Genomic DNA, 19,051 nt, shown 5'->3' with positions numbered 1-19,051 from the left:
CTCCGAACGCGAACACTACGAATACGGACAACGCCACTGTCCGTGCCGCCCTGCTCGGCTGAGACAATCCCCGGAGACAGACAGTCGGTTTCCATTGTCGGATGAAAGGGAGCACTTCGTGACCTATTGGGCGGTTGCTCGGCCAGACTCGGGTTCCGGTGAGGTTCTCGTACGCGATGGTTACGTCGTCGGTGACGATGCCGCGATCGCGCAGATCGCAGACGTAGGTCTGCAGTTTGCTACGGCGGAGGACGGTTCGCGGCCGATGATCTGGGTGTCGTTGGGAAGCGCGAACGCTCGGGTGTCGGGCTTTGGTGACCAGAGTCTTGGCCGTACTGAACTCGAAGCCGAGATCCGCCGGTGTGTCACCGAGGAGCAGAACGCACAGCGCCGCGCCGCTGTCGAGGCGATGATCGACGGTTCTTCGCACGCGCGAAGAGCCGCGCATTCAACGCCGGCGGGTTCAGTTCGTGATCAGTGGAACCGGATCACCGAGTGGCTGCGAGTCCACTTTCCCGGCATGGCGATCACTGGAGCCGAGCGTGACCGTGTGGACGCCGCGATCGAGAGAACGGGACAAAGCTGGCCGGCCGAGTTGATCGAGCTATACACCTTGGTCGACGGAGTTTCCGACGAAAGGTTGCTGGGGTTGCTCCACCGTTTCGCGCTTCTCACGTTGGACGATGTCCTCTGGTATTGGGAATCGTCTATTCAGATTTGGGACGAGAGTGCGCGCTTGTTCGGCGATGGCCCCGTTGAAGCCCCTACCGAGGCGGGATTTCAAGCCGACACCTTCCTCTCGGATTTCGTGCCTTTCGCAGGGATGGACGGCAATTTCTTGTGCGTCGACACCCGCCCCGGCCCCATGCACGGTTGCGTAACCGAATTCGACAAAACCGGGGCAGACGAACCCGGACCCCGTTGGGTCTCAATCAGCGCCATGCTGACTGACCTTGCCGACAGTCTGACGACCTCGCAAGCATTCGACGACGGCTGGTACTGGACGAGCGTCAATGGAGCCCTCGAATGGGAATCCGACCGCACGTGGCGGCTCAGACAGCTTGTTAAAAAACATCTTTCGCGGCCTGCACGCGAGGGGCCCAATTAGGGCAACTCTGAAAGAGGCCCACTTCGAGAGCGGCTGCGCGACTGCATCCCATCCGTAGGTTTCTTCGTCCGCTCCATCCGGGTGCTTCCGAAGATCACGCGCGTGGTGACAGAATCGAACAACTGACGGCTACGCGAGGGATATACCCTTGAGGGCACTGTCACGTTGTTGCTCACGGCAACTGGGAGAATGAATGGGCACCCCAATGCCGTCGGATAAAGGTCGCTGCTACCCGGTCGAGATCATCAACCGCTGCGTGTGGCTGTACTTTCGGTTTGCCGCTCAGCTTCCGTGAAGTCGAGGAACTCATGCTCGAACGCGGTGTCGTGGTCAGCGATGAGACGATCCGGCGGTGGTACGCCAAGTTCGGGCAGACATACGCAAACCAATTGCGGCGACGGCGGGCGCGACCCGGCGACAAGTGGCACCTCGACCAGGTTTTCATCCGAATCAACGGCCGGGAACATTACCTGCGGCGGGAGGTCGACCAGCACGGCAACCTACTCGATGTACTGGTCCAGCCCCGACGAAACGGCAACGCCGCCAAGCGATTCTTCCGTAAGCTACTCGAGCGGCTTGCACGATGTGCCGCGAGCAATCGTCACCGAAAAGCTCGGCAGCCACCAAGTGGCGCATCGCGAGCTGCTGGCCTCGGTCGAGCATCGCCGATCCAACTACTTGGACAATCAAGCCGAGAACTCGCATCAACCCGCCAGGCAGCGAGAACGGGCCATGAAACGGTGCACATCGGCCCGGCACGCGAAACGCTTCCTGTCCACCTTCTCGGGTATTTCACCGCTTTCCGATCCCGCCGACACAGACTCCCGGCGCCCGAATGGCATACCGAGATGACCCACCGGGTCGCGGTCTGGCGGGAAGTCGCCGCGACCGGTGTTGTTGCGTGAAAGTGAACGGGCCAGTGGCATCCTGTAGCCGACTGCACTAAACATGCTTCGCTGCTTCATTTTTCGATTAACGTGCCAGTGCCGTCGCCGGTGTCATCGACTGGTCCGAAGCCGCGCAGGGCGATCCCTTGTCCGAACTGGCAACATTGACCCTTGGCCACCCTGAACATCTCGACGACATTGTCGAAGGCTACGGCGCTGTCGTCGACCTCGAGGTCATCCGTGCCTGGTGGACACTTGGAGATAGGGATACTCCTATGCCTGATGGGCAGCTACTTCTTGCCGGGGAAGTGCTGCAACGAGAGCTGCATCAAAGGACATTGGTCCCAGAGCTGCAGCCCCCTTCGGAGAGCCTATGTCAGTGAAGAACTCGGCATTCGCGCTGGCATAGCCAGCCCAGATGTCAGGCAAATCCTCGTCAAAATAGATTGCTTCGACAGGACAAACCGATTCGCAGGCCCCACAGTCGATGCACTCCCCCGGGTGGATGTACATTGATCGCTCACCTTCATAAATGCAGTCAACGGGACAGGCCTCGACACACGACCGGTCCAGGACATCCACGCAGGGAAGTGCAATGACGTAGGCCATTTTTCACAGCTCCTAGACACCCGTATAGATGGTCTTGCCCCAGGAGAAGAACTCCAGCGCAGTGTGGCCCTGTTCCCGGAAGGTGTTTGTCGATGAATCCCCGATCCCGCCGAACGGTACGTTCAGATCCAACCCCGCAGTGGGTCGGTTGACCTTGACGACCCCGGCTTGGGCGCGCTGGGTGAAGTCGGTTGATCGAGCGAGGCTGTCGGTGCAGATGCCTGCGGTGAGGCCATAGGGGGAGTTGTTGATCTGGGCAAGCCCCTCCTCGTAGTCGGGGACTTCAAGAACCGCGACCACGGGGCCGAAGATCTCGTCGGTAACGACGGGGTCGTCGTTGGATACATTGGTAATCACCGTCGCTTCAAAGGCCTGGCCGTTTGAGCGGCCACCCTGCACCACGCGCGCACCACGCCGGGTCGCACCTTCAACGGCAGCGATGTCCGTTGCCAGCTGTTGTTCGCTCACCACCACGCCCATGGCGGTCGCCGGATCAAGGCCATCACCCGGGACATAGTTGCGTGCCAGGACCGCGAGCTCGTCGAGCAGCGCAGGGAAAATGCCGGGGGTCGCGTAGACGCGGGAAGTGGCGGTGCAGGCCTGGCCGGTGAGGCCGAAACCGCCGGCCGCGATCACTTGTGCCGCGTCACGCGGGGATGCATCGTCAAGGACAAGCACACCGTTCTTGCCACCCATCTCAAGCTGCACGCGGGCGCGGCGTTCGCTCAGCGCGCGGTGCAGACCGAGACCCACGTTTGTTGATCCCGTGAACGAGAGTGCGGCAATGCGCTTGTCATTGGCCAGCGCCTCCCCGATGACCCGTCCCTTGCCGTGGACGACGTTGAGTACGCCTTCGGGCAGACCGGCATCCATGAGGGCCATGGCCAGGTGTGTTGCCGACATCGGCGTGAGCTCTGCCGGCTTGAGCACCACGGAGTTGCCGGCCAGGAGCGCGGGGGCCATCTTCCATGCCGGGATGGCGATCGGGAAGTTCCATGGCGTAATCAGCCCCACCACCCCGAGCGGCTCGCGGCGCGTGTGGATGCTCGTTCCCGGCAACCCGCTGGGCAACACATCGCCGCTTGCGGCCCACCCGAGTGAACCGAAGAAGCGCAACACATCGATGGCACGATTCACCTCGCCCGTGGCCTCGGCGAGGGTCTTCCCTTCTTCGCGGACAAGGTCGGCGGCAACGATGCCAATCCGGCCTCGGAGGATCTCTCCGGCGGCCATGAGGATTGCGCCGCGGGCCGGCATGGGGAGCGCCGCCCATTTGCCTTGCGCGGCGCTTGCGGCGCCGATGGCATTACTCAGGGTTTCGACCGTGGAACTTGGTGAAACGGAGGCGATCTGGCCGGGGCGGGCCGGATTCATGCGTTCAAAATCCGAGGTTCCGGCCCATTCACCACCGATGAGGTTTTGGGCGATGGCTGAGGCTTCGAGGGTGCTGGTCATGGTGTTCTCCAATGCCGTGTCAGGTTAAAGGGAGCGGACAAGTCCGCCGTCGCACCGCAGCGCAACCCCCGTGATGTAGGAGGCGGAGTCGCTGCAGAGGAAGGCAGCCGCGGCGCCGAATTCTTCCGGGCGGCCGTAGCGGCCCGCAGGTATTGCCGCGAACGATTCGGCGCGCACCGTTTGTACGTCGGTGTCCCGCCGTGACGCGGCCGCCGCGTCAAGTGCATCGACGCGATCGGTGTTGATGCGGCCGGGCAGCAGCAGGTTTGCCGTGACTCCCTGATGGGCTTGTTCGGAGGCAAGAGTCTTGATGTACGCGGCGAGCGCCGAGCGCCCGACGTTGGACAGCACGAGGTTTGGCAGGGGCGCAGTGATCCCGCTCGAGCCGATGGCGAGGATGCGACCCCAGCCGCGCTTGACCATGCCGGGCAGCACCGAGGCAATCAGCCGCTGTTGGGGCAGCAACAGTCCGTCGATTGCTTCGGAAAGGTCTTCGGCGCTCGTGTCGCTTGCGAGCTTTGGCTTGGGGCCGGGCCCGTTCGTCACGAGTATCTCGACAGAACCCAGCTCCACGGTGACCCGGTCAACGGTTTCCGCAGGCGCACCCGGGACGCCGAGGTCCAGGTGGAAGGCGGTGGCGCCGGGCAGTGTCGCGGCCACGGACCGGGCACGTTCAAGATCGCGCCCGGTAACCACCACGCGTGCACCCTCGGCTGCCAGGGACGTGGCCACCGCAAGCCCGAGGCCGCCGGTCGATGCCGCAACGAGGGCGACGCGTCCCTCAACTCCGAGATCCACTATGCCTCCACGGGAGCTGAAGAAGTCTGCAGCAGATCGCGCTCGAGGGCTTCCCGGTGCGTGACAAGCGAACCGTGCAGGATCTCCGGGAACGCCGCAGCGGGAAGGCGGGCTCCGGACTCCTTGATGAAGCCCCGCTGGCGCAGCAGCTCCTTGCGCACGGCGAGGGCAATGCGGGGCTGCTGCTCAAAATTGATGAGCGGCAGGTACGGGGCCAGCGCCTCGTGGGCGGCTTCGAAACCGCCGCTCTGCCAGGCGTCAACGCACGCGATCAGTCCCTCCGGGTAGGAGAAACCGGTCATCGCGCCCGCGGCGCCCGAGAGCAGCTCGTCAAGCAAATTCTGTCCGCCCAACCCGCCAAAGACCGGGACGTCAACGGATTCGCGGAGCTCCGCGATCGCAAGGTTGGTGGGCGGGGCCTCCGACTTGACCGCAATGACGAACGGGCAGGCCCGCACGATGGCGGCGACGGATGCGCTGGACATCGATACCCCGCTCACCGCCGGGTAGTCCTGCAACACGATCTTGACGCCGAGGGTGTCGTGGATTGCCGTCAGGTGGTCCACCACGAGGTTCGGACGCGCCGAGTTGATCTGCACCATCACGGCAGCAAGCCGGTCCCCCACGGTTTCCAACGCCAGCCGGGATTCCTCGAGCGCGGGGCGTGTGTGCAGGCTCGCCACCCCGACGACCAGCGGCAGCGTCGTGCTCTCGACCACGACCTCCATCACGGTCTCGCGCTCGATGGCGGTCAGGCTTGCCGCCTCTCCAAAGACGCCGAGCACGGCGAGGCCTGTCGCCCCGATTCGTTCGTAGTGTTCGACAAGAGTGGCAAGGCTTTCCTCGTCGATGTCGAAGGTACTTCCCTGGAACGGCGTGGCAACGATTCCCCAGACCCCGGGGACAAGCCCTTCCGTGCGCTTCGTGGTCATATTCAAACTCCTTGGTGTGCAACATTCCGGTGGTTGCTTCACTTGCTTGCTTCGTTTGGTTGCTTCGACGCGCGGTTTCCGGCCTAGCGGCCGCTCCAAACCGGTTCCCGCCTCTCCTGGAAGGCCAGGACTCCCTCTTCCTGCTCCTCGCTCATGAGTGCGTCGGTGAGTGCCGGCACCAGGAGCGCACGGGCGTCGCGTGCCGACAGGCGCTCGGTACGGGTCACCATCTGCTTGACGGCACGAACCGAAGTGGGTGCGCAGCGCAGGATCTGCTGGACCCAGCGTTCGACGGCTTCGTCGAGCTCGGCGTACGGGACAACCTCGTTGACAAGCCCGTGACTGTGCAGCTCCTGCGCGCTGGCCTTGCGACCGGTGAGCAGCATGCCCATGGCCACGTTGTGCGGAATCTTGCGAACCAGAAGCGCGATCCCACCGTCAAGTGCGAGCCGCCCGACGTTGGGTTCCGTGAGCCCCAGACGAGCGTGCTCGGCGGCAACAACGATGTCCGCACCGAGCACAATTTCCATGCCGCCGCCAAGCGCGTAGCCGTTGACCCGGGCGATGACCGGCACGTCGAGGGTGTTGCGCAGGCTGAGGCCGCCGAACCCGTTGGGATCCATGTCCGCCCAGTACTCCAGGCCGGTCTTGGCGACCGCGGAGGGGGTCATGTCTGCCCCCACGCTGAATGCGCGGTCCCCCGCACCGGTCACCACGACCACGCGGACATCGCTGTCCGCCTCGATGCGATCCCAGATCTCGTTGAGTCGGCCGAAGGCGGGTCCGTCCACCGCGTTGAGCACCTGGGGCCGGTCGATCGTCACCCGGGCGATGTGGTTGGCGACTTCGAAGCTCACGCCGTCGCGCGTCTCGAATGGCGTGCTCATCGCAGCACCCCGTCCGCGCGCAGCTTTTCGATGGTCGCGTCGTCCACGCCGTACTCACGGAGGATCTCGACGTTGTGTTCGCCGAGTTGGGGTGCGGCCCGGCGCACCTCGGGCGGGTTGGCCGAAAGCCTGATCGGCGCGTTCAACATCTTCACGGTGCCGACCACCGGGTGCTCGGCCTCGACGATCATGTTGTTGGCGGCGGTCTGTGGATCCGCGAGCGTCTGTTCAAGGGAATTGACCGGGGCGTTGAGCAGCCCTTCGTTCTCCAGCCGTTGGCACCAGTACGCGGTGGTGTTGGTGGCAAACTTCGCGGCGAAGATCTTTTGCAGCGACGGCTTTTGGGCGAACTGCTGTTCAAGCGTTGCGTACTCGGGGCGCTCGCTGAGGTCGTCCTCGAGGTCCAGTGCCCGGGACAGATGGTGCAACGGGTTTTGGGTGAATCCGCCGACCAGGCACAGGGCGCCGTCGGTGGTTTCGAAGACCCCGCTCAACGGCATTTCGGCCCAGTTGACCTCGTAGCCGCGGTTAAGCTGCATGCAGGCCTCCTGCATCTGCATGTGCAGCATCGAGTCGTACATCGTGACTTCCACTTTCTGGCCCTGACCCGTGAGGTCGCGGGTGCGCAGGGCGAGCAGGATCCCCTGGGCCAGGTGCATTCCGGTGGTGTAGTCGCAGAGGGTCGTGGGGTACATGGACAGGGGGATCTCGGGCGATTCGCGGCGCCACATCACTCCGGAGTAGGCCTGCGCAATCGCATCCTGCCCGCCCTTGTGTGCGTACGGCCCTTCGTTGCCGAATCCTGTGCCGGAAGCCCAGATCAGGCCGCGGTTTTCACGCGAGAGTTCCTCGTAGCCGAAGCCCATGCGCTCAATGACACCGTGGCGGAAGTTGCTGACCACTACGTCGGCCTCGGCGATGATGCGTCGCAGTACCGCGCGGCCTTCCTCCTCCCGGGTGTCGATCGAGAGGCTGCGCTTGTTCCGGTTGATCGAGAGGAAGATCGGGTTGTCCTGCCCGTCCTTGTCCGGGAACGAGTTGCGGGCGATGTCGCCGAGGCCCGGGCGCTCGATCTTGATGATGTCGGCGCCGAAGTCCCCGAGCATCTGGGTGGCACTTGGCCCCATGAAGACCTGGGTGAAGTCAACAACGGTGATCCCGGCCAGCGGGAGCGGCAGGGCCTTTGCCCCTGGTTCGCTCAGGTCATTCGGACGGGTGTCGGTGATACTCATACCAGTGCCTCCTCGGGGGCGTCGATGGTTGCGTTCGTGGCAGGAACGTCGCCGGGGTCGGCTCCGTGCAATTTCATGCCTGCCTGAATGTCGGTTGCGGAAACATCCCGGACCAGGAGGTTCTTGTCCAGCGCGATGGCTGCGGCCACGCCGACGGCCTGTCCCATGGCCATGCACGGGGGGATTTCCCTCGAGGACTTCTGGGCGTCGGGAGTCGCCGAGTAGTGGCGGCCCGCGACGAGCAGCTGGTCGACTTCCTTGGGAAGTAATGAGCGGTACGGGTAGTAGTAGTCGCGACCGCGTGCTACCGAGTCGGCGAAGTGGCGGCGGGTGGTGACATCGTCCTTGGTCATCACGTATTCGCCCTGCAGCAGGCGCGTTTGGCGCACACCGATCTGTGGTGCGGCATCGACGATGTAGCTGTTCTCGAAGCCCGGCAAGTTCTCCCGCACATAGGACGCAGCCTCGGCGATCCGGTCGCGGGCCGCCAACTCGGCGCGGGTGAGATCGACGGGGTCAACGCCGTTGTAGCCAGTCATGTGCGGAGCGTTGCACCAGACCACGCCGGGCAGCGGGGTCTTCAGCCACCACAGTTCCCAGGCTCCGCCGAGCAGGCGCTTGATGATGCGGTTGATGGCGCGTGCTTCCTTGGGGTTTTCCTGTTCGAAGTGCTCCGCGGCATCCGTGTCCACGCCGCCGAGCCGGAACACCAGGGTGGTCAGGTAGCTGTCCTGGATGTGGCTGGCGCCCGCGCGGGAGGCAACGTCGATGTCGCCAGTGGTGTCGATGACGATGTCGGCGAGGTATGCCTGCGGGCCGGCCTTGGATTCGCAGATCACGCCCTTCATCACGCCGTTCTCAACGACGGGCTGGCTGAACCAGGTGTGGAGACGCAGGTCGACGCCGGCTTCCCGCACCATGTCGTTCGAGACCCGCTTCCAGCCATCGGGGTCGAACGCCGCTGCATAGCAGATCGGCTTTGGCTGCACATGCGAATGGAAGTCGAAGAGACCGTATCTGCCCCACTTGTTCCAGGTTTCGCGCGATGCGTAGCGGTCTTCCTCCGGTGCAACCACCACGAGGCCAAGCCGGTCCATGCGTTCGATGTACTCGGAGACGATGCCCGTGACGGAGATTTCCGACCCGTTGACCATGTCATCGAGTACCAGGACCATGCCGCCGGAGGCGAGCCCGCCGAGGTATGAGTACCTCTCCAGCAGAGTGACTTTGGCGCCGGAACGCGCTGCGGTGACCGCGGCGGACACACCGGCGGGTCCACCGCCCACGACGATGACGTCGGAGCGCGAAACTACGGGTGCTTTCAAGGTCGCGGGGGTGACTCGAAGGTCTAGTGCAGTCATTGTGGTTCTTCACTTTCCGATGTAGAGGCCGTTGGCACGGCGGGCAAGGATGTAGAAGACGATGCTGAGAATGAGGAGAACTGCTACATAGACCGGGAAGAGCCATGAAGCACCGACCGATTGCAGCCACACCAACAGATAGGAAGCGGTGCCTCCGAAGAGTGCGACGCCGACGCCGTAGCCCAGTGATACGCCGGCACCACGTGAAGCCTTGGGCATCAGGGAGCTGGAGACCACGTTGTAGAGGGTCAGGTTCAGTACGAGCACCACCGAACCGCCCAGAAGCACCACGGCGAATCCTCCGATGCCGGGCTCGGTGTATGCCAGCATGAGGAAAACGGAAGGGACCGCGAGTATCCGCGTCACGATGAACCAGCGCGACATGGGTCGGCCGTCAACGAGCTTTCCAATGATCCAGCTGCCGGCCACCATGATCACGCCAAGAATCGTGGTCACGGCAAAGACCGAAGTCGGATTTTCCTTGAAGCCGCTGCGTGCGGCGCTGGGCAGGCCGGTGGTCCAAGCGTAGCTGTAGGCCTGGACCGCACCGACAACAAAGACGATCGCGAGAACGCTCAGCCAGTTCTTGCGTACACCGGCCCAAACAGACTTCGTCGTCGTTTCCGCCAACTCTTCCGGCTTCATCGTTTCCGGGAGCGTGCGGCGCAGATAGAGAACCACGAACCCGAAGACTGCCCCGATGATGAATGGGATGCGCCAACCCCACGCGGTCATCTCATCACCGCTCAGAGCCAGGCTGCACAAGAAGCTGACCATCGAGGCGAGCAAGACACCGATGTTGACGTAGAACGTCATGATGCCGGCGACGGCACCTTCGCGGCCTTCTGGCGCCAGTTCCAGAGCGTGTGCGGTGGACAATGGAGCCTCGATACCGGCCGAAATTCCCTGAACAACGCGGCACAGCAGCAGGATGACTCCTGCCCATGGACCGATCTGTGCGTAGGTGGGAGTGAGTGCGATGACCAATGTTGTAGCTGCCATCATCATGATCGACAGGAGCATCACGCGCCGGCGGCCGATCTGGTCGGCAAGGGTGCCAAGCAGGATGCCGCCAAGAGGGCGGAACGCGAACCCCACCGCAAACACGGCCAGGGCACCGAGGGTTGCGGTAACAGGATCGTGAGAGGGGAAGAAACTTGGCCCAATGAACGCCGACAAGAGACCGAAGATCATCCAGTCGTACCATTCGAGGGCATTGCCGAGTCCGAGCCCGAACAGGCCTCGGCGAACCTCGGAAGAGAAGCGTGATGTGTTGCGTTTTGCCGCTGGGGAGACAACGGTTTCTACCATGATTTCCTTCTTTCACTTGCGCCGTCAGAGCGCATGAAGGATCGACTGAGGAACCGGTGGGCACAATGCACAACGGTTTAGAGCCAATCAGTGAGGGGAAACGCCTGCTAGGTGTAGCGAACTATTACCAGGTGGGTGGAGTATTCACCCAGATGGAGACGCAGGCTTCGTCGTATGGATTCATGTACCAATGGGGGACATCGGAGGCATAGGTGATCGAGTCGCCGGCCTCGAGAACGTACAACTCTCCGTCGAGGTAGACGTCCTTCTTCCCGGAGAGCACAACACCGAATTCTTCTCCGCCGTGGCGGAAGGGGGTGGCGCTGGTGTCGGACCCTGGAGGGCTGACAATCCAGTGCACCTCCAAGGATCCGTTGAGATTGGGGGTCAAAAGTTCGTAGACCTCTCCCCCGTCGGATTCTCGCGCAGTTCCTTTGAGGTTGCGCCGTTCATCCTTCCGCACGACCGGGGACGTGGATTCTTCTTGGGTAGGGAAGAACCGTCCAACGGGGATCCCCAGTCCGTGGGCGAGCTGAGCGAGTGTAGTAAATGACGGGTTCGCTAGTCCGCGTTCAATCTGGCTCACAATCGCGGGGCTCAGCCCCGTGAGTTCAGAAAGTTGCGAGAGCGTGAGACCCCGCTCCTTGCGCAATGCCTTGACCTGGATTCCGACGCTAACGAGGAGGGACTTCATGACAGCTGGCGATGTAGCATCAAGCGTCATTAGAAGTCCTTCCTGTGATGTGCGCTACGTTCAATATACTGAAAAAATTTACTAAGTCAACGATTTTGTGAAACTCGCAGAGCCACAGGCCGAATCCCCTCGGCTGCGGATATCCGCAGGGCAGTAAACACGTAAAAACGCATCGAACTTACGCGCGGAACCTGGCTCAATGAAGCAATCCCACGCCAAGCAGTTCCGCTGAGACGGTCATCCAGCCCTTGACCTGACTACCCGCAACGGGGACCCCACAACGCGCTTGCCTATTCGCTGAGATCCTGGCGGCCTACATTCTCCGGGGCCCGCGGCATACGCAATCGAGAGGCAGATACGACCCCACGTCCAACTCTGGCCGCAACAAATCGGCGCCCCGCACCTCGTCCAGTACCGAGACCGGTTCACCGGCAACCGTATCCGAACAGACGACACCATCGAGGAACAGCAGCCCACCGCATAGCCGAGAAACGACTCCCGCTCTGCGTCGCGGATGACTACCTTCCCACGGCGCAGTCCGGCTCTGGCGCTGTTACCCGATCCAGGAGTTCTGTGCCGAATCCGCTTTCGAAGAGCGAGACGCGCCGCGGGGTGCTTCTAGTCTGCAGGGGCAAGGTCTTCGTCGTTGGCGAAGATCAGTCGTCCGTCATCCAGTGCGATCGCCCAGCGATGTACCGGAGCCCAGTCCCGCCCTACCGACCCGGAGTCGATGACCATGTCCGCGTAGTCCTCGATCACCACACCCGTGCATGTCACGGCGCCATCAGCATCGGAGTCTGACACCGTGATTCGAACTCGGGCACCTACTGCGGCCACGTCTTTGCTTTTGCCGTTTTTGTCGGTCATCTGCCTGATTCTGACAGAGCAACTTCGTTCGGGCCCAGCGTCGCATGCTCAGGAAACGCGCGGAGCCGAGTGTGCTGGATGCCGCTGTCGTTCGCTGGAGCTGTTACCCGTGTCCGTCCGAGACCACCGTGAGCACGGCCCTGTCGGTGCACGCTCCTACAGTCGGTTCGGGTAACAGTCCGGATCGAGTGCCAGGAGCAGCTGATGACGTTCGTCAACGATGCTCCATCGCCCTTGCCTGGCATGCCCGACAACACTCCCGCGCTGCCGGCGTTCCAGATGATGTTGATCGGGCAGCCCCACCCTGTACGCATCCCCGAACGTCTGTGGCGTTCCTGGCTCGACGATCCTGCCGTCGTGTCCCGCTTCGAATCCAAACGCTACCGACGGCGAGAGCAGTGCTGGCCGTGGATCGGCGGAGTGTCCTCGACCGGGCACGGATCTTTCCGTGCGGCGAGCCTGCCCGGGCTGTCACGACACGGGACCGTGCCGGCGCATCTGTTCGCCTACCAGCCCGAATACGGCGTCGCATTGATGGCACAGCACCGCATCGTCGACTTCGCCGGCTGCACCAACCCGGCACACATGCAGTTGGGAACCAATCGCAGCAACCCGTGGCGAATACAAGCTCCGGCGACGCAACATCGCCAGCCCACTCGCCGACGTTCGCGGGCCCGCGGGTCGCACTCGTGCCATCGCCGCCGCGATCCGGACCGGGATCGAACAGGACGTAGGAAGCGACGTCATCGACGAGCGAATCGCCGCGGCCGAGGCTGCAGGACGTCCGCTCCCACTCTGGTAGCGACACCGCGATGCACGTTCAATGCGAATGTATTTCGTTGCTGCACTGCACATTTCGATCATTGTTGACAACGCTGCATATCAAGATTGGTCGTATTGTTCCGAGTTCGTGGGGAATGAGCCAGGCTGGGGGGCGCGCCCGCGACGTCGGGTGTGGACCACTGGGCTGAGAGACTGGCTCGGTGCGTCACCACGATTTGTCTTTGAGTGCCACGTGGTCTCCCTTGCTGGGGGTTCGGGTGGTGCACTCGGACTTGTCTGAGCCGTGGACGTTGGCTTTGTCTCGATTGGGCCGCGACCTGTGGGTGCGCCAGTACGGCAACGATATTGAACACGTCGATTGGGAGATCGACTACGACCCCGAGATCGACGGTGTGTTCCTGCTGAGCGCGGTGACGGTTGCCGGCGTCGATCCGGGCGAATTCGATGGTAGCTGGATCGGGACCCACGTCGACTCGGACGAAGAATTCGCGCTGTGGGCGATGGCTGATTCGGTCCAGGACGTTGTGGCCGACCTTGGTACCGCATGGCCGTGGGGTGACGGCGGCGGATTCATGAGCGCGCGACTCGTGGAGGGTTCCGCTGTGTGGAAGGACAGGAGCGGTTGTACGACACGCATGGGAGGTTTGGGCGGCATCGTCTGACCAGCCCAAACCTCGACTCCAGCTAGCACTGCGCCCTAATTCGTTCGACGGCTGGCTTTCGAATACTGCATAAACCGCGGTGCAGTTTCGCGGTGGCAGCTGGACTGCCACTGCAAGCGAAAGACGCTGCGGCACAATATATGCAGAAGTTAGCATGGCAAAATATAAGTTATCGGCAATGAATTTTCGCACTTGGATCGCACACTCGAAGTACTATCTGGCATTTTGAACGCGGAAATTGGATATCATTTCATTGCTGCGGCGATTCTGAGTGATCAGTTCGGCCGCGCAAGGCCTGCCCTCCGGCTGTGCACTCGCCGGGGGTGGGTCTCTCCAAACGCTCACGCCGCCACGTTGAACCGTAGGCACTATGGACGCGCTGGCGACGCGCCTGCCTGATACTTAAGTACCGTGTGCAACCGCCAAGCGCGGTTCGGCCCCATACTCGAGAAGTAGTATCGCTCGTGCACGTTCGCCTTTGCCGGCTCGGCGTGCGCGGCCCGCCTAGGTGTAACTGACGAACACTGTGGGCGGGCCATCCGGCGAATGAAGAACTCCGTTTACGCGCACAGGAATCGGCGGCCCTCCCAAGTCTCCGGCAGTCCGGCGCCGAATCTCGTCGAGAATCTGCTTGTTCGACAATTGCTGCAGCGACATTCTTGTCGGCGACAACGGCACGTTTTCTTCTTCAGTCATGAACCCGGCGGCGATCAACACTTCCTGCACAGGCGCATCGAACAACGCTGCGACGCGCCTCAACACTTGCGGGGTCGGTGATCGCGAGATCCTCGTCCACTGAAGCATCTGCGATGGATAGACACCCAGCGCCCGAGCTGCCTCCTCGGGGCTCTGATAGCCGCAGGCCGCGATCTGGTCACGAACCCAAGTTGCGAATCCTGACGACATAGGTGTCATTTTCCCACGGAGTTTCTGAACCTTCGCGCAGCGAAACACTTCGAGAGTTGCGCAGCCGGATCAGTAATCCCCATGCCCTGTGCATGAATAGGGGATAGTTCAACACTCAAGTATCTGTGACGCCGCGAAGATTGGTATCGGAACCCTCGGATCCGTAGATTTTCCTCGGCGGCATCGCTCGAACCCCCAAACTTCGAGTATGGCGTAGCCCTGCCGACGCGATCCCCCAGACAGCCGGCGGGGCACCACAAACGGTGCGCCGCTACAGGCCTCGGTTCTCGGCGCACCCCGGGCCGCCAGCGTGCTGATCACACACTCGCTGGTGGCCCTTCTTGGTAACCCCTGGATTTCGAAAATGCCCGACGAGATTGAGGTCTGACCTTCCCCTCACGCGGTAGACAGCTGCCGCGGCAGCTCGATGTCGGTAACCCGGTCAGCCACACGGCCCAGTCCGACGAGTTGCCAGCGCTCACTTCGACTGCGCCGACTAAGATCTTCTACGGGTCGGGCCCCGGACGCCGAGAGTTGTAGTAGCTGATGAAAAACGGTGCATACTGCACGCAATGCCGACGCTGCAGCAGCGTGGTTTACAACGGCCCATGGATCTCGCCGACCGAACGGCTGAGACTGCAGCAAGATCACCGAAGTTCCTGCCCTGCGGATGTCATTCCGATCCGAGAGTCGCTCTCGACGTCGTCTCGGGTTGCCACTGCGAACTCACACATCACGCGCCCCGCCTAATTGAGGCAGAGGGCGAAGTCGGAGCTGAAAAGACCCCGAAGTTACGATACGGCTACCGTTGCAGGTATGGTCGGATTGTAAACGCATAACGCTACAGTTGTTCGTGTACCAGCCCTGACGGTCCCCTATCTTGTGTGGCCGTCAGGGCTGCCTTGCTACGGAGCGCAGAACGCCAAATCTAGTTACCCTCGGCAACTACCTGCGGCAGGAAGCCCGTCGTATCTAACACACCTCGAAACGGAGATGTCGTGAAACGAAAAGCACTGCTCCTCATAACCGGAGCTCTCGTCATCGCCTTCGTAACCCGATCACTCGGTTCGGTGGCCACGACTCAGCCCTTCGGCGTACCTCTCGGGCACCGCCTCGTCCGCTGAAGTCCCAACAGAGCCCACCCACCGCTGCTGCGGGGCCAACCAACTCGGCCCAGTTTATTCGGCCAATCACGCCGTATGAAACAGCAAAAGACGCCCCCACCGAATCCCGGTAGAGGCGCCCTTTTTTACAGAACGGTAAAGCCGATTCGTGTGAAGATAGTGGTGCCGAACTGGCTGATTCCGTTGTACTGAACCTTCACCCTGTCCCCGGCGGTCAACGGGTAACCGACTGCAGTTCCGCCGCGAACGTCATAACCCTCGATATCGGAACTGTTATTCACCACATTGCCATTCACGAGGATCCGGATTGCAGACCTACCGTCCGAGCGACAGTTCACATTGGCCGTGAGGATGGCGCGCGGATGACTCTTCGAAACCACGGAGGAAGTGCCATCCATGACGGTGCCGGGATTAGGCGTAAACACGATGTCGGACCATCCCACGGGCGGAGTCTGATCAACTTCGGTGCCTCCGCCCCCCCACCGCTCGCACTCGTGTGGTGCCGGCGCTCGGCGGAATCGGATGCGTCGCGCTGGCGGCATTCTTGCCGACCGCATCCGTCGCCATCGGCATCGGTGTACTCACGATCGGTACGCTCATCTACGCCGCATGCCGCAGGACCACGAAACTTGTTCGGTGAGATCAGTTCTCAGGCCACGACGGGCCGAGCACTTCACGTGCCAATTCCGCCAAAGACGCACGGTCCTCGACCAGCGCTGCCTCACCAGCCGGGGTGGCGCGGTCCGGATCGACGTCGGCGAGAGATAGTGGGCCGTGCGCATCACCAACACCGTCACCTCGTCGTACTGTTCGAGTTTGGGGCGTTGATGCGCATGCACCGAGTCCTCGGCGACCAATTCGTGCAGGCCGTAGGTCTGTGCGACGGCCGTCATCTGCTCGAAGGTGGGTGCGAACAGCCCGAGCCACACGAAACCTGACCCGCGGCGCCAAACCTCGCCCAACGCACTCTCCGGTGTGTGGGTGCCGGGGAGTCGCATCCCGTCGACGTAGACGGCGCAGTCGACCACAGCAGCGGCCGTACTTGATGCTGGTTGCCGATCCATCCCCGCAGCTCACCGTCCCCGTAGATTCCTGCCCGCGAAGTGGAGGGCGACTCAGGATAGCCGCTCGACCGCGGGCGGAGCCTGATCAATGTTGCAACGGAAGTCCATCGGCTGCAGAGGAATGATCAGCCGGACAGTTGGTGGCAAGAAAGCGAAGGATCAATTGCTCGACCAGACGATGAACTCGGTGAAGGTCCTTACGCAGGGCAGCCGCGTCGGTGCGCGCTGCCGATGCCTGAGCCGATCCGGCCGGACGCGTACCCCGCGCCAGTCGCAGCGCGGATTCGATACGCTCGGACAGTTCGTCGATCTCCGAATTAAGCAATGCGAGAAAGACTCTCGCCTGTTCGATATCTGACTTTTCTGCCGCGGACACCTTCGGCTACGACGCGACCAGCAAGGAAAGTTTCTCCCCCGCCATGCGCTCGACGAGCAGAGGAACGCTCCGCACCGTAAGACTGCGACCAGGTGCCCTCGACGTGCTGCACCTGTGGCTCGGCGAGCCGCGAACCCCCGCAGAACACCGAGCCGACCGGCTCGGCATCCATCTAGCACTCACGCCCCCGAAGGAAACCTGACATGACCCGCGTTCGCATGGATCTATTCATCTCGCTGGACGGTTACACCCCGTCCGACCCGACCCCGGACAACCCGATGGGCGAAGACTGGGGGCGCCTCACAACTGCGTACGCCGCGACCCGTACGTTCCGGGAGAACGTCTTCGGCGACACCAGCGGCGCAGGCACGACCGGCGTTGACGACCGATACGCCGCCGCGCACTCCGAGGGAATCGGCTCCGAGATCATGGGCGCGGGGATGTTCGGGCTCCATGCCTTCCCCGACGATGCGCACTGGAAAGGCTGGTGGGGCGATACACCGCCGTTCGGCACCGCCGTCTACGTGCCCACCCACACCGCACCACGCCCGTCGCGCCCGATGCAAGGGGGGCACCACATTCCACTTCCGCGACACCGCAATCGAGGACGTGCTCGCCGAGGCAACAGAGGCCGCCGGCGACCTCGACGTGCGCGTCGGCGGTGGGTACCGCACGGCGCGTGACTTCCTGCGCGCCGGACTGGTCGATGACCTGCACCTCTTGGTCGCCCCGATTCTCCTCGGCCGCGGCCATCGACTGTGGGACGACCTGCGCAGCATAGAACTCACCCACACCATTACGACCGAAGTAGCCGAGAGCGGCACAATCCACATCACTCTGACCCGATAGGACGCACTGATGACGACGCAACACCGACTCGCTCGCTCCGGATTCACGCTCACCCGCGACTACCCCGCCCCTCTCGATGCCGCTTCGAGCGGCCACTTGCCGAGAGGCGCAAGACCGGCGCCGACCCTGTGAAGCCACTGGACACCTTTTCGGTTCCGGCGGCTTCGTCAACTCCTGCGGGAGACCCACCATTCCTCGCGGGCCCTGTGCGTTACTTGCTTGCTACGAAATATGCGAACGCGAATGAGGCAACATCGGACCGTGTTGCCACGACGGTAAGCCATTCTCGGCGTGCTCAATTCACGGATAGACGGCAATCTCGATGAGATTGCCATCCAGATCCCGACAATAGTGCGACACCATCTCTCCGAGGGCACCTAGCTTGGTCACGGGCCCGTCGAGCACCTCCACCCCACAGCTCTCCAGGTGGGCACTGACAGCATCAGGCGAAGCCGACGTGACGAAGCACAAATCCTCGGAACCTGCCGCCTCGACGGCACCGGTCGTCCAGCCCGGGTCGTGCTCCACCCTTCCGAGCGGCCGCAAATTGATCTTCTGATTTCCGAACTTCACCGCAGTGCGCGCCGTAGGGCCGAATCGCTCGATCGTCATTCCGAGTACTGTCGCGTACCACTGGGCTGTGGCGTCGACATCACGACAGTTGATCACGATGTGGTCAAACCGCTCGACCGAGAATCCCATTGTTTCGCACCTCATTCAACACCCTAAACGACTCGACGACGTCACCCTACAGCGCCGGCCCTACCTGCGTTCTTGTGCACGATGCCCCCATAACCACTATCACTGTCGTCGACAGGCGCGTGCTCGGGCGACCCAGCTCACGAACGATAATGGACGACATGGTTCAGTACTCGAGCGAGATGAGCGAGACTTGCAGAGCTGGATGAGGTTCAAGAGTGGAGCCCGGCCCCCGACGAGGGCGAGGACGGCACGATGCTGACGACGGATGGCCGGTGGGTTTAATGGTCGGTGGGCTTACCGGTACAAGGACGGCGCGGAACTGATCATGATGAAGATGCCGGAGCGTCCTGCCCCGGCGTAGGGGTATAGCAGTGAAGCCCGCACCGAATCCGTRCGGGCCTTCTTTGGTGAGTTATTCCTACTTGCTGTCCATGCTGTTCGCGA

Annotated in this window: 21 protein-coding genes and 3 pseudogenes; 8 read left to right on the top strand and 16 right to left on the bottom strand. The window is 62.4% G+C overall.

The features are described 5' to 3' along the window. Positions 1 to 118: 118 nt before the first annotated feature. Together AC1DWA_RS18135 and AC1DWA_RS18130 are read left to right on the top strand one after the other, a co-directional pair. Entirely contained in the window at positions 119 to 1,108 is a 990-nt protein-coding gene (locus tag AC1DWA_RS18135) for an SMI1/KNR4 family protein (RefSeq protein WP_477846695.1), read from the top strand. Between the two features lie 193 nt (positions 1,109 to 1,301). After that, positions 1,302 to 2,013 (top strand): annotated as a pseudogene (locus tag AC1DWA_RS18130) (IS6 family transposase). A gap of 255 nt (positions 2,014 to 2,268) precedes the next feature. Here AC1DWA_RS18130 and fdxA read toward each other — a convergent pair. From fdxA to AC1DWA_RS18080, 10 genes are all read right to left on the bottom strand, one after another. After that, on the bottom strand, positions 2,269 to 2,604 hold the full coding sequence (fdxA, locus tag AC1DWA_RS18125) for a ferredoxin (protein ID WP_477846694.1): 336 nt from the start codon (positions 2,602 to 2,604) through the stop codon (positions 2,269 to 2,271). A gap of 12 nt (positions 2,605 to 2,616) precedes the next feature. Continuing rightward, positions 2,617 to 4,059: an aldehyde dehydrogenase family protein gene (locus AC1DWA_RS18120; protein WP_256520818.1), complete on the bottom strand. Its 1,443-nt coding sequence runs from the start codon at positions 4,057 to 4,059 to the stop codon at positions 2,617 to 2,619. 24 nt (positions 4,060 to 4,083) lie between these two features. Further along, complete coding sequence (locus AC1DWA_RS18115) at positions 4,084 to 4,857, bottom strand: SDR family oxidoreductase (protein WP_477846693.1); 774 nt, start codon at positions 4,855 to 4,857, stop codon at positions 4,084 to 4,086. Beyond that, the gene (locus AC1DWA_RS18110) at positions 4,857 to 5,789 is read right to left on the bottom strand and encodes a dihydrodipicolinate synthase family protein (protein WP_477846692.1); all 933 of its coding nucleotides are present in this window, start codon (positions 5,787 to 5,789) and stop codon (positions 4,857 to 4,859) included. The genes AC1DWA_RS18115 and AC1DWA_RS18110 overlap by 1 nt, the downstream gene beginning before the upstream one ends. Before the next feature lie 83 nt (positions 5,790 to 5,872). Then, complete coding sequence (locus AC1DWA_RS18105) at positions 5,873 to 6,676, bottom strand: enoyl-CoA hydratase-related protein (RefSeq protein ID WP_446696574.1); 804 nt, start codon at positions 6,674 to 6,676, stop codon at positions 5,873 to 5,875. Then, a complete protein-coding gene (locus AC1DWA_RS18100; protein WP_477846691.1) occupies positions 6,673 to 7,908 on the bottom strand; it encodes a CaiB/BaiF CoA transferase family protein in 1,236 nt (411 codons plus the stop codon). Before AC1DWA_RS18100 ends, AC1DWA_RS18105 begins: the two co-directional genes overlap by 4 nt. After that, positions 7,905 to 9,269, bottom strand: coding sequence for an FAD-dependent oxidoreductase (locus tag AC1DWA_RS18095; protein WP_477846690.1), 1,365 nt, complete (start codon positions 9,267 to 9,269; stop codon positions 7,905 to 7,907). The genes AC1DWA_RS18100 and AC1DWA_RS18095 overlap by 4 nt, the downstream gene beginning before the upstream one ends. Before the next feature lie 9 nt (positions 9,270 to 9,278). Beyond that, positions 9,279 to 10,580, bottom strand: coding sequence for an MFS transporter (locus tag AC1DWA_RS18090; RefSeq protein ID WP_446696577.1), 1,302 nt, complete (start codon positions 10,578 to 10,580; stop codon positions 9,279 to 9,281). Positions 10,581 to 10,704: 124 nt separating this feature from the next. Next, the gene (locus AC1DWA_RS18085) at positions 10,705 to 11,304 is read right to left on the bottom strand and encodes a helix-turn-helix domain-containing protein (RefSeq protein ID WP_073513708.1); all 600 of its coding nucleotides are present in this window, start codon (positions 11,302 to 11,304) and stop codon (positions 10,705 to 10,707) included. 588 nt (positions 11,305 to 11,892) lie between these two features. Next, complete coding sequence (locus AC1DWA_RS18080) at positions 11,893 to 12,141, bottom strand: hypothetical protein (protein ID WP_192713390.1); 249 nt, start codon at positions 12,139 to 12,141, stop codon at positions 11,893 to 11,895. Between the two features lie 204 nt (positions 12,142 to 12,345). On the opposite strand from AC1DWA_RS18080, the pseudogene AC1DWA_RS18075 reads away from it, so the two are divergent. Next, positions 12,346 to 12,943, top strand: a pseudogene (locus tag AC1DWA_RS18075) (hypothetical protein). Between the two features lie 181 nt (positions 12,944 to 13,124). Further along, positions 13,125 to 13,586 (top strand): hypothetical protein, encoded by a 462-nt coding sequence (locus AC1DWA_RS18070; RefSeq protein WP_477846689.1) that lies wholly within the window; start codon positions 13,125 to 13,127, stop codon positions 13,584 to 13,586. 504 nt (positions 13,587 to 14,090) lie between these two features. On the opposite strand, the gene AC1DWA_RS18065 is transcribed toward AC1DWA_RS18070, so the two are convergent. Beyond that, positions 14,091 to 14,492 carry a helix-turn-helix domain-containing protein gene (locus AC1DWA_RS18065; protein ID WP_477846688.1) on the bottom strand — a complete coding sequence of 134 codons (402 nt, stop codon included), beginning with the start codon at positions 14,490 to 14,492 and terminating at the stop codon, positions 14,091 to 14,093. 998 nt (positions 14,493 to 15,490) lie between these two features. Between AC1DWA_RS18065 and AC1DWA_RS18060 the strand changes: the two genes are divergently transcribed. Continuing rightward, positions 15,491 to 15,616: a hypothetical protein gene (locus tag AC1DWA_RS18060; protein ID WP_477846687.1), complete on the top strand. Its 126-nt coding sequence runs from the start codon at positions 15,491 to 15,493 to the stop codon at positions 15,614 to 15,616. A 125-nt stretch (positions 15,617 to 15,741) separates the two neighbouring features. On the opposite strand, the gene AC1DWA_RS18055 is transcribed toward AC1DWA_RS18060, so the two are convergent. The 4 genes and pseudogenes from AC1DWA_RS18055 to AC1DWA_RS18040 form a co-directional block, all read right to left on the bottom strand. Beyond that, positions 15,742 to 16,059, bottom strand: coding sequence for a hypothetical protein (locus AC1DWA_RS18055; protein ID WP_477846686.1), 318 nt, complete (start codon positions 16,057 to 16,059; stop codon positions 15,742 to 15,744). Positions 16,060 to 16,072: 13 nt separating this feature from the next. Beyond that, positions 16,073 to 16,201 carry a hypothetical protein gene (locus AC1DWA_RS18050; protein WP_477916882.1) on the bottom strand — a complete coding sequence of 43 codons (129 nt, stop codon included), beginning with the start codon at positions 16,199 to 16,201 and terminating at the stop codon, positions 16,073 to 16,075. Positions 16,202 to 16,353: 152 nt separating this feature from the next. Next, positions 16,354 to 16,680, bottom strand: a pseudogene (locus AC1DWA_RS18045) (CorA family divalent cation transporter); the annotation flags it as partial. Between the two features lie 85 nt (positions 16,681 to 16,765). Further along, positions 16,766 to 17,056 (bottom strand): hypothetical protein, encoded by a 291-nt coding sequence (locus tag AC1DWA_RS18040; RefSeq protein ID WP_477846685.1) that lies wholly within the window; start codon positions 17,054 to 17,056, stop codon positions 16,766 to 16,768. Positions 17,057 to 17,259: 203 nt separating this feature from the next. Between AC1DWA_RS18040 and AC1DWA_RS18035 the strand changes: the two genes are divergently transcribed. The 3 genes from AC1DWA_RS18035 to AC1DWA_RS18025 are packed head-to-tail and all read left to right on the top strand — an operon-like array spanning position 17,260 to position 18,037. Then, positions 17,260 to 17,739: a hypothetical protein gene (locus AC1DWA_RS18035; RefSeq protein WP_477846684.1), complete on the top strand. Its 480-nt coding sequence runs from the start codon at positions 17,260 to 17,262 to the stop codon at positions 17,737 to 17,739. Further along, positions 17,705 to 17,905 (top strand): dihydrofolate reductase family protein, encoded by a 201-nt coding sequence (locus AC1DWA_RS18030; RefSeq protein WP_477846683.1) that lies wholly within the window; start codon positions 17,705 to 17,707, stop codon positions 17,903 to 17,905. Before AC1DWA_RS18035 ends, AC1DWA_RS18030 begins: the two co-directional genes overlap by 35 nt. 9 nt (positions 17,906 to 17,914) lie before the next feature. Next, positions 17,915 to 18,037 carry a hypothetical protein gene (locus AC1DWA_RS18025; RefSeq protein WP_477916880.1) on the top strand — a complete coding sequence of 41 codons (123 nt, stop codon included), beginning with the start codon at positions 17,915 to 17,917 and terminating at the stop codon, positions 18,035 to 18,037. Positions 18,038 to 18,205: 168 nt separating this feature from the next. Here AC1DWA_RS18025 and AC1DWA_RS18020 read toward each other — a convergent pair whose 3' ends face one another. Then, positions 18,206 to 18,607, bottom strand: a complete 402-nt coding sequence (locus AC1DWA_RS18020) for a VOC family protein (RefSeq protein ID WP_397509193.1) — start codon at positions 18,605 to 18,607, stop codon at positions 18,206 to 18,208. Positions 18,608 to 19,051 lie beyond the last annotated feature (444 nt).

It is taken from the genome of Rhodococcus sp. P4_F3_2 (assembly GCF_056401335.1).
The sequence above is the reverse complement of the archived record's forward strand: the minus strand, read 5'-3'. Positions and strand labels throughout refer to the sequence as shown.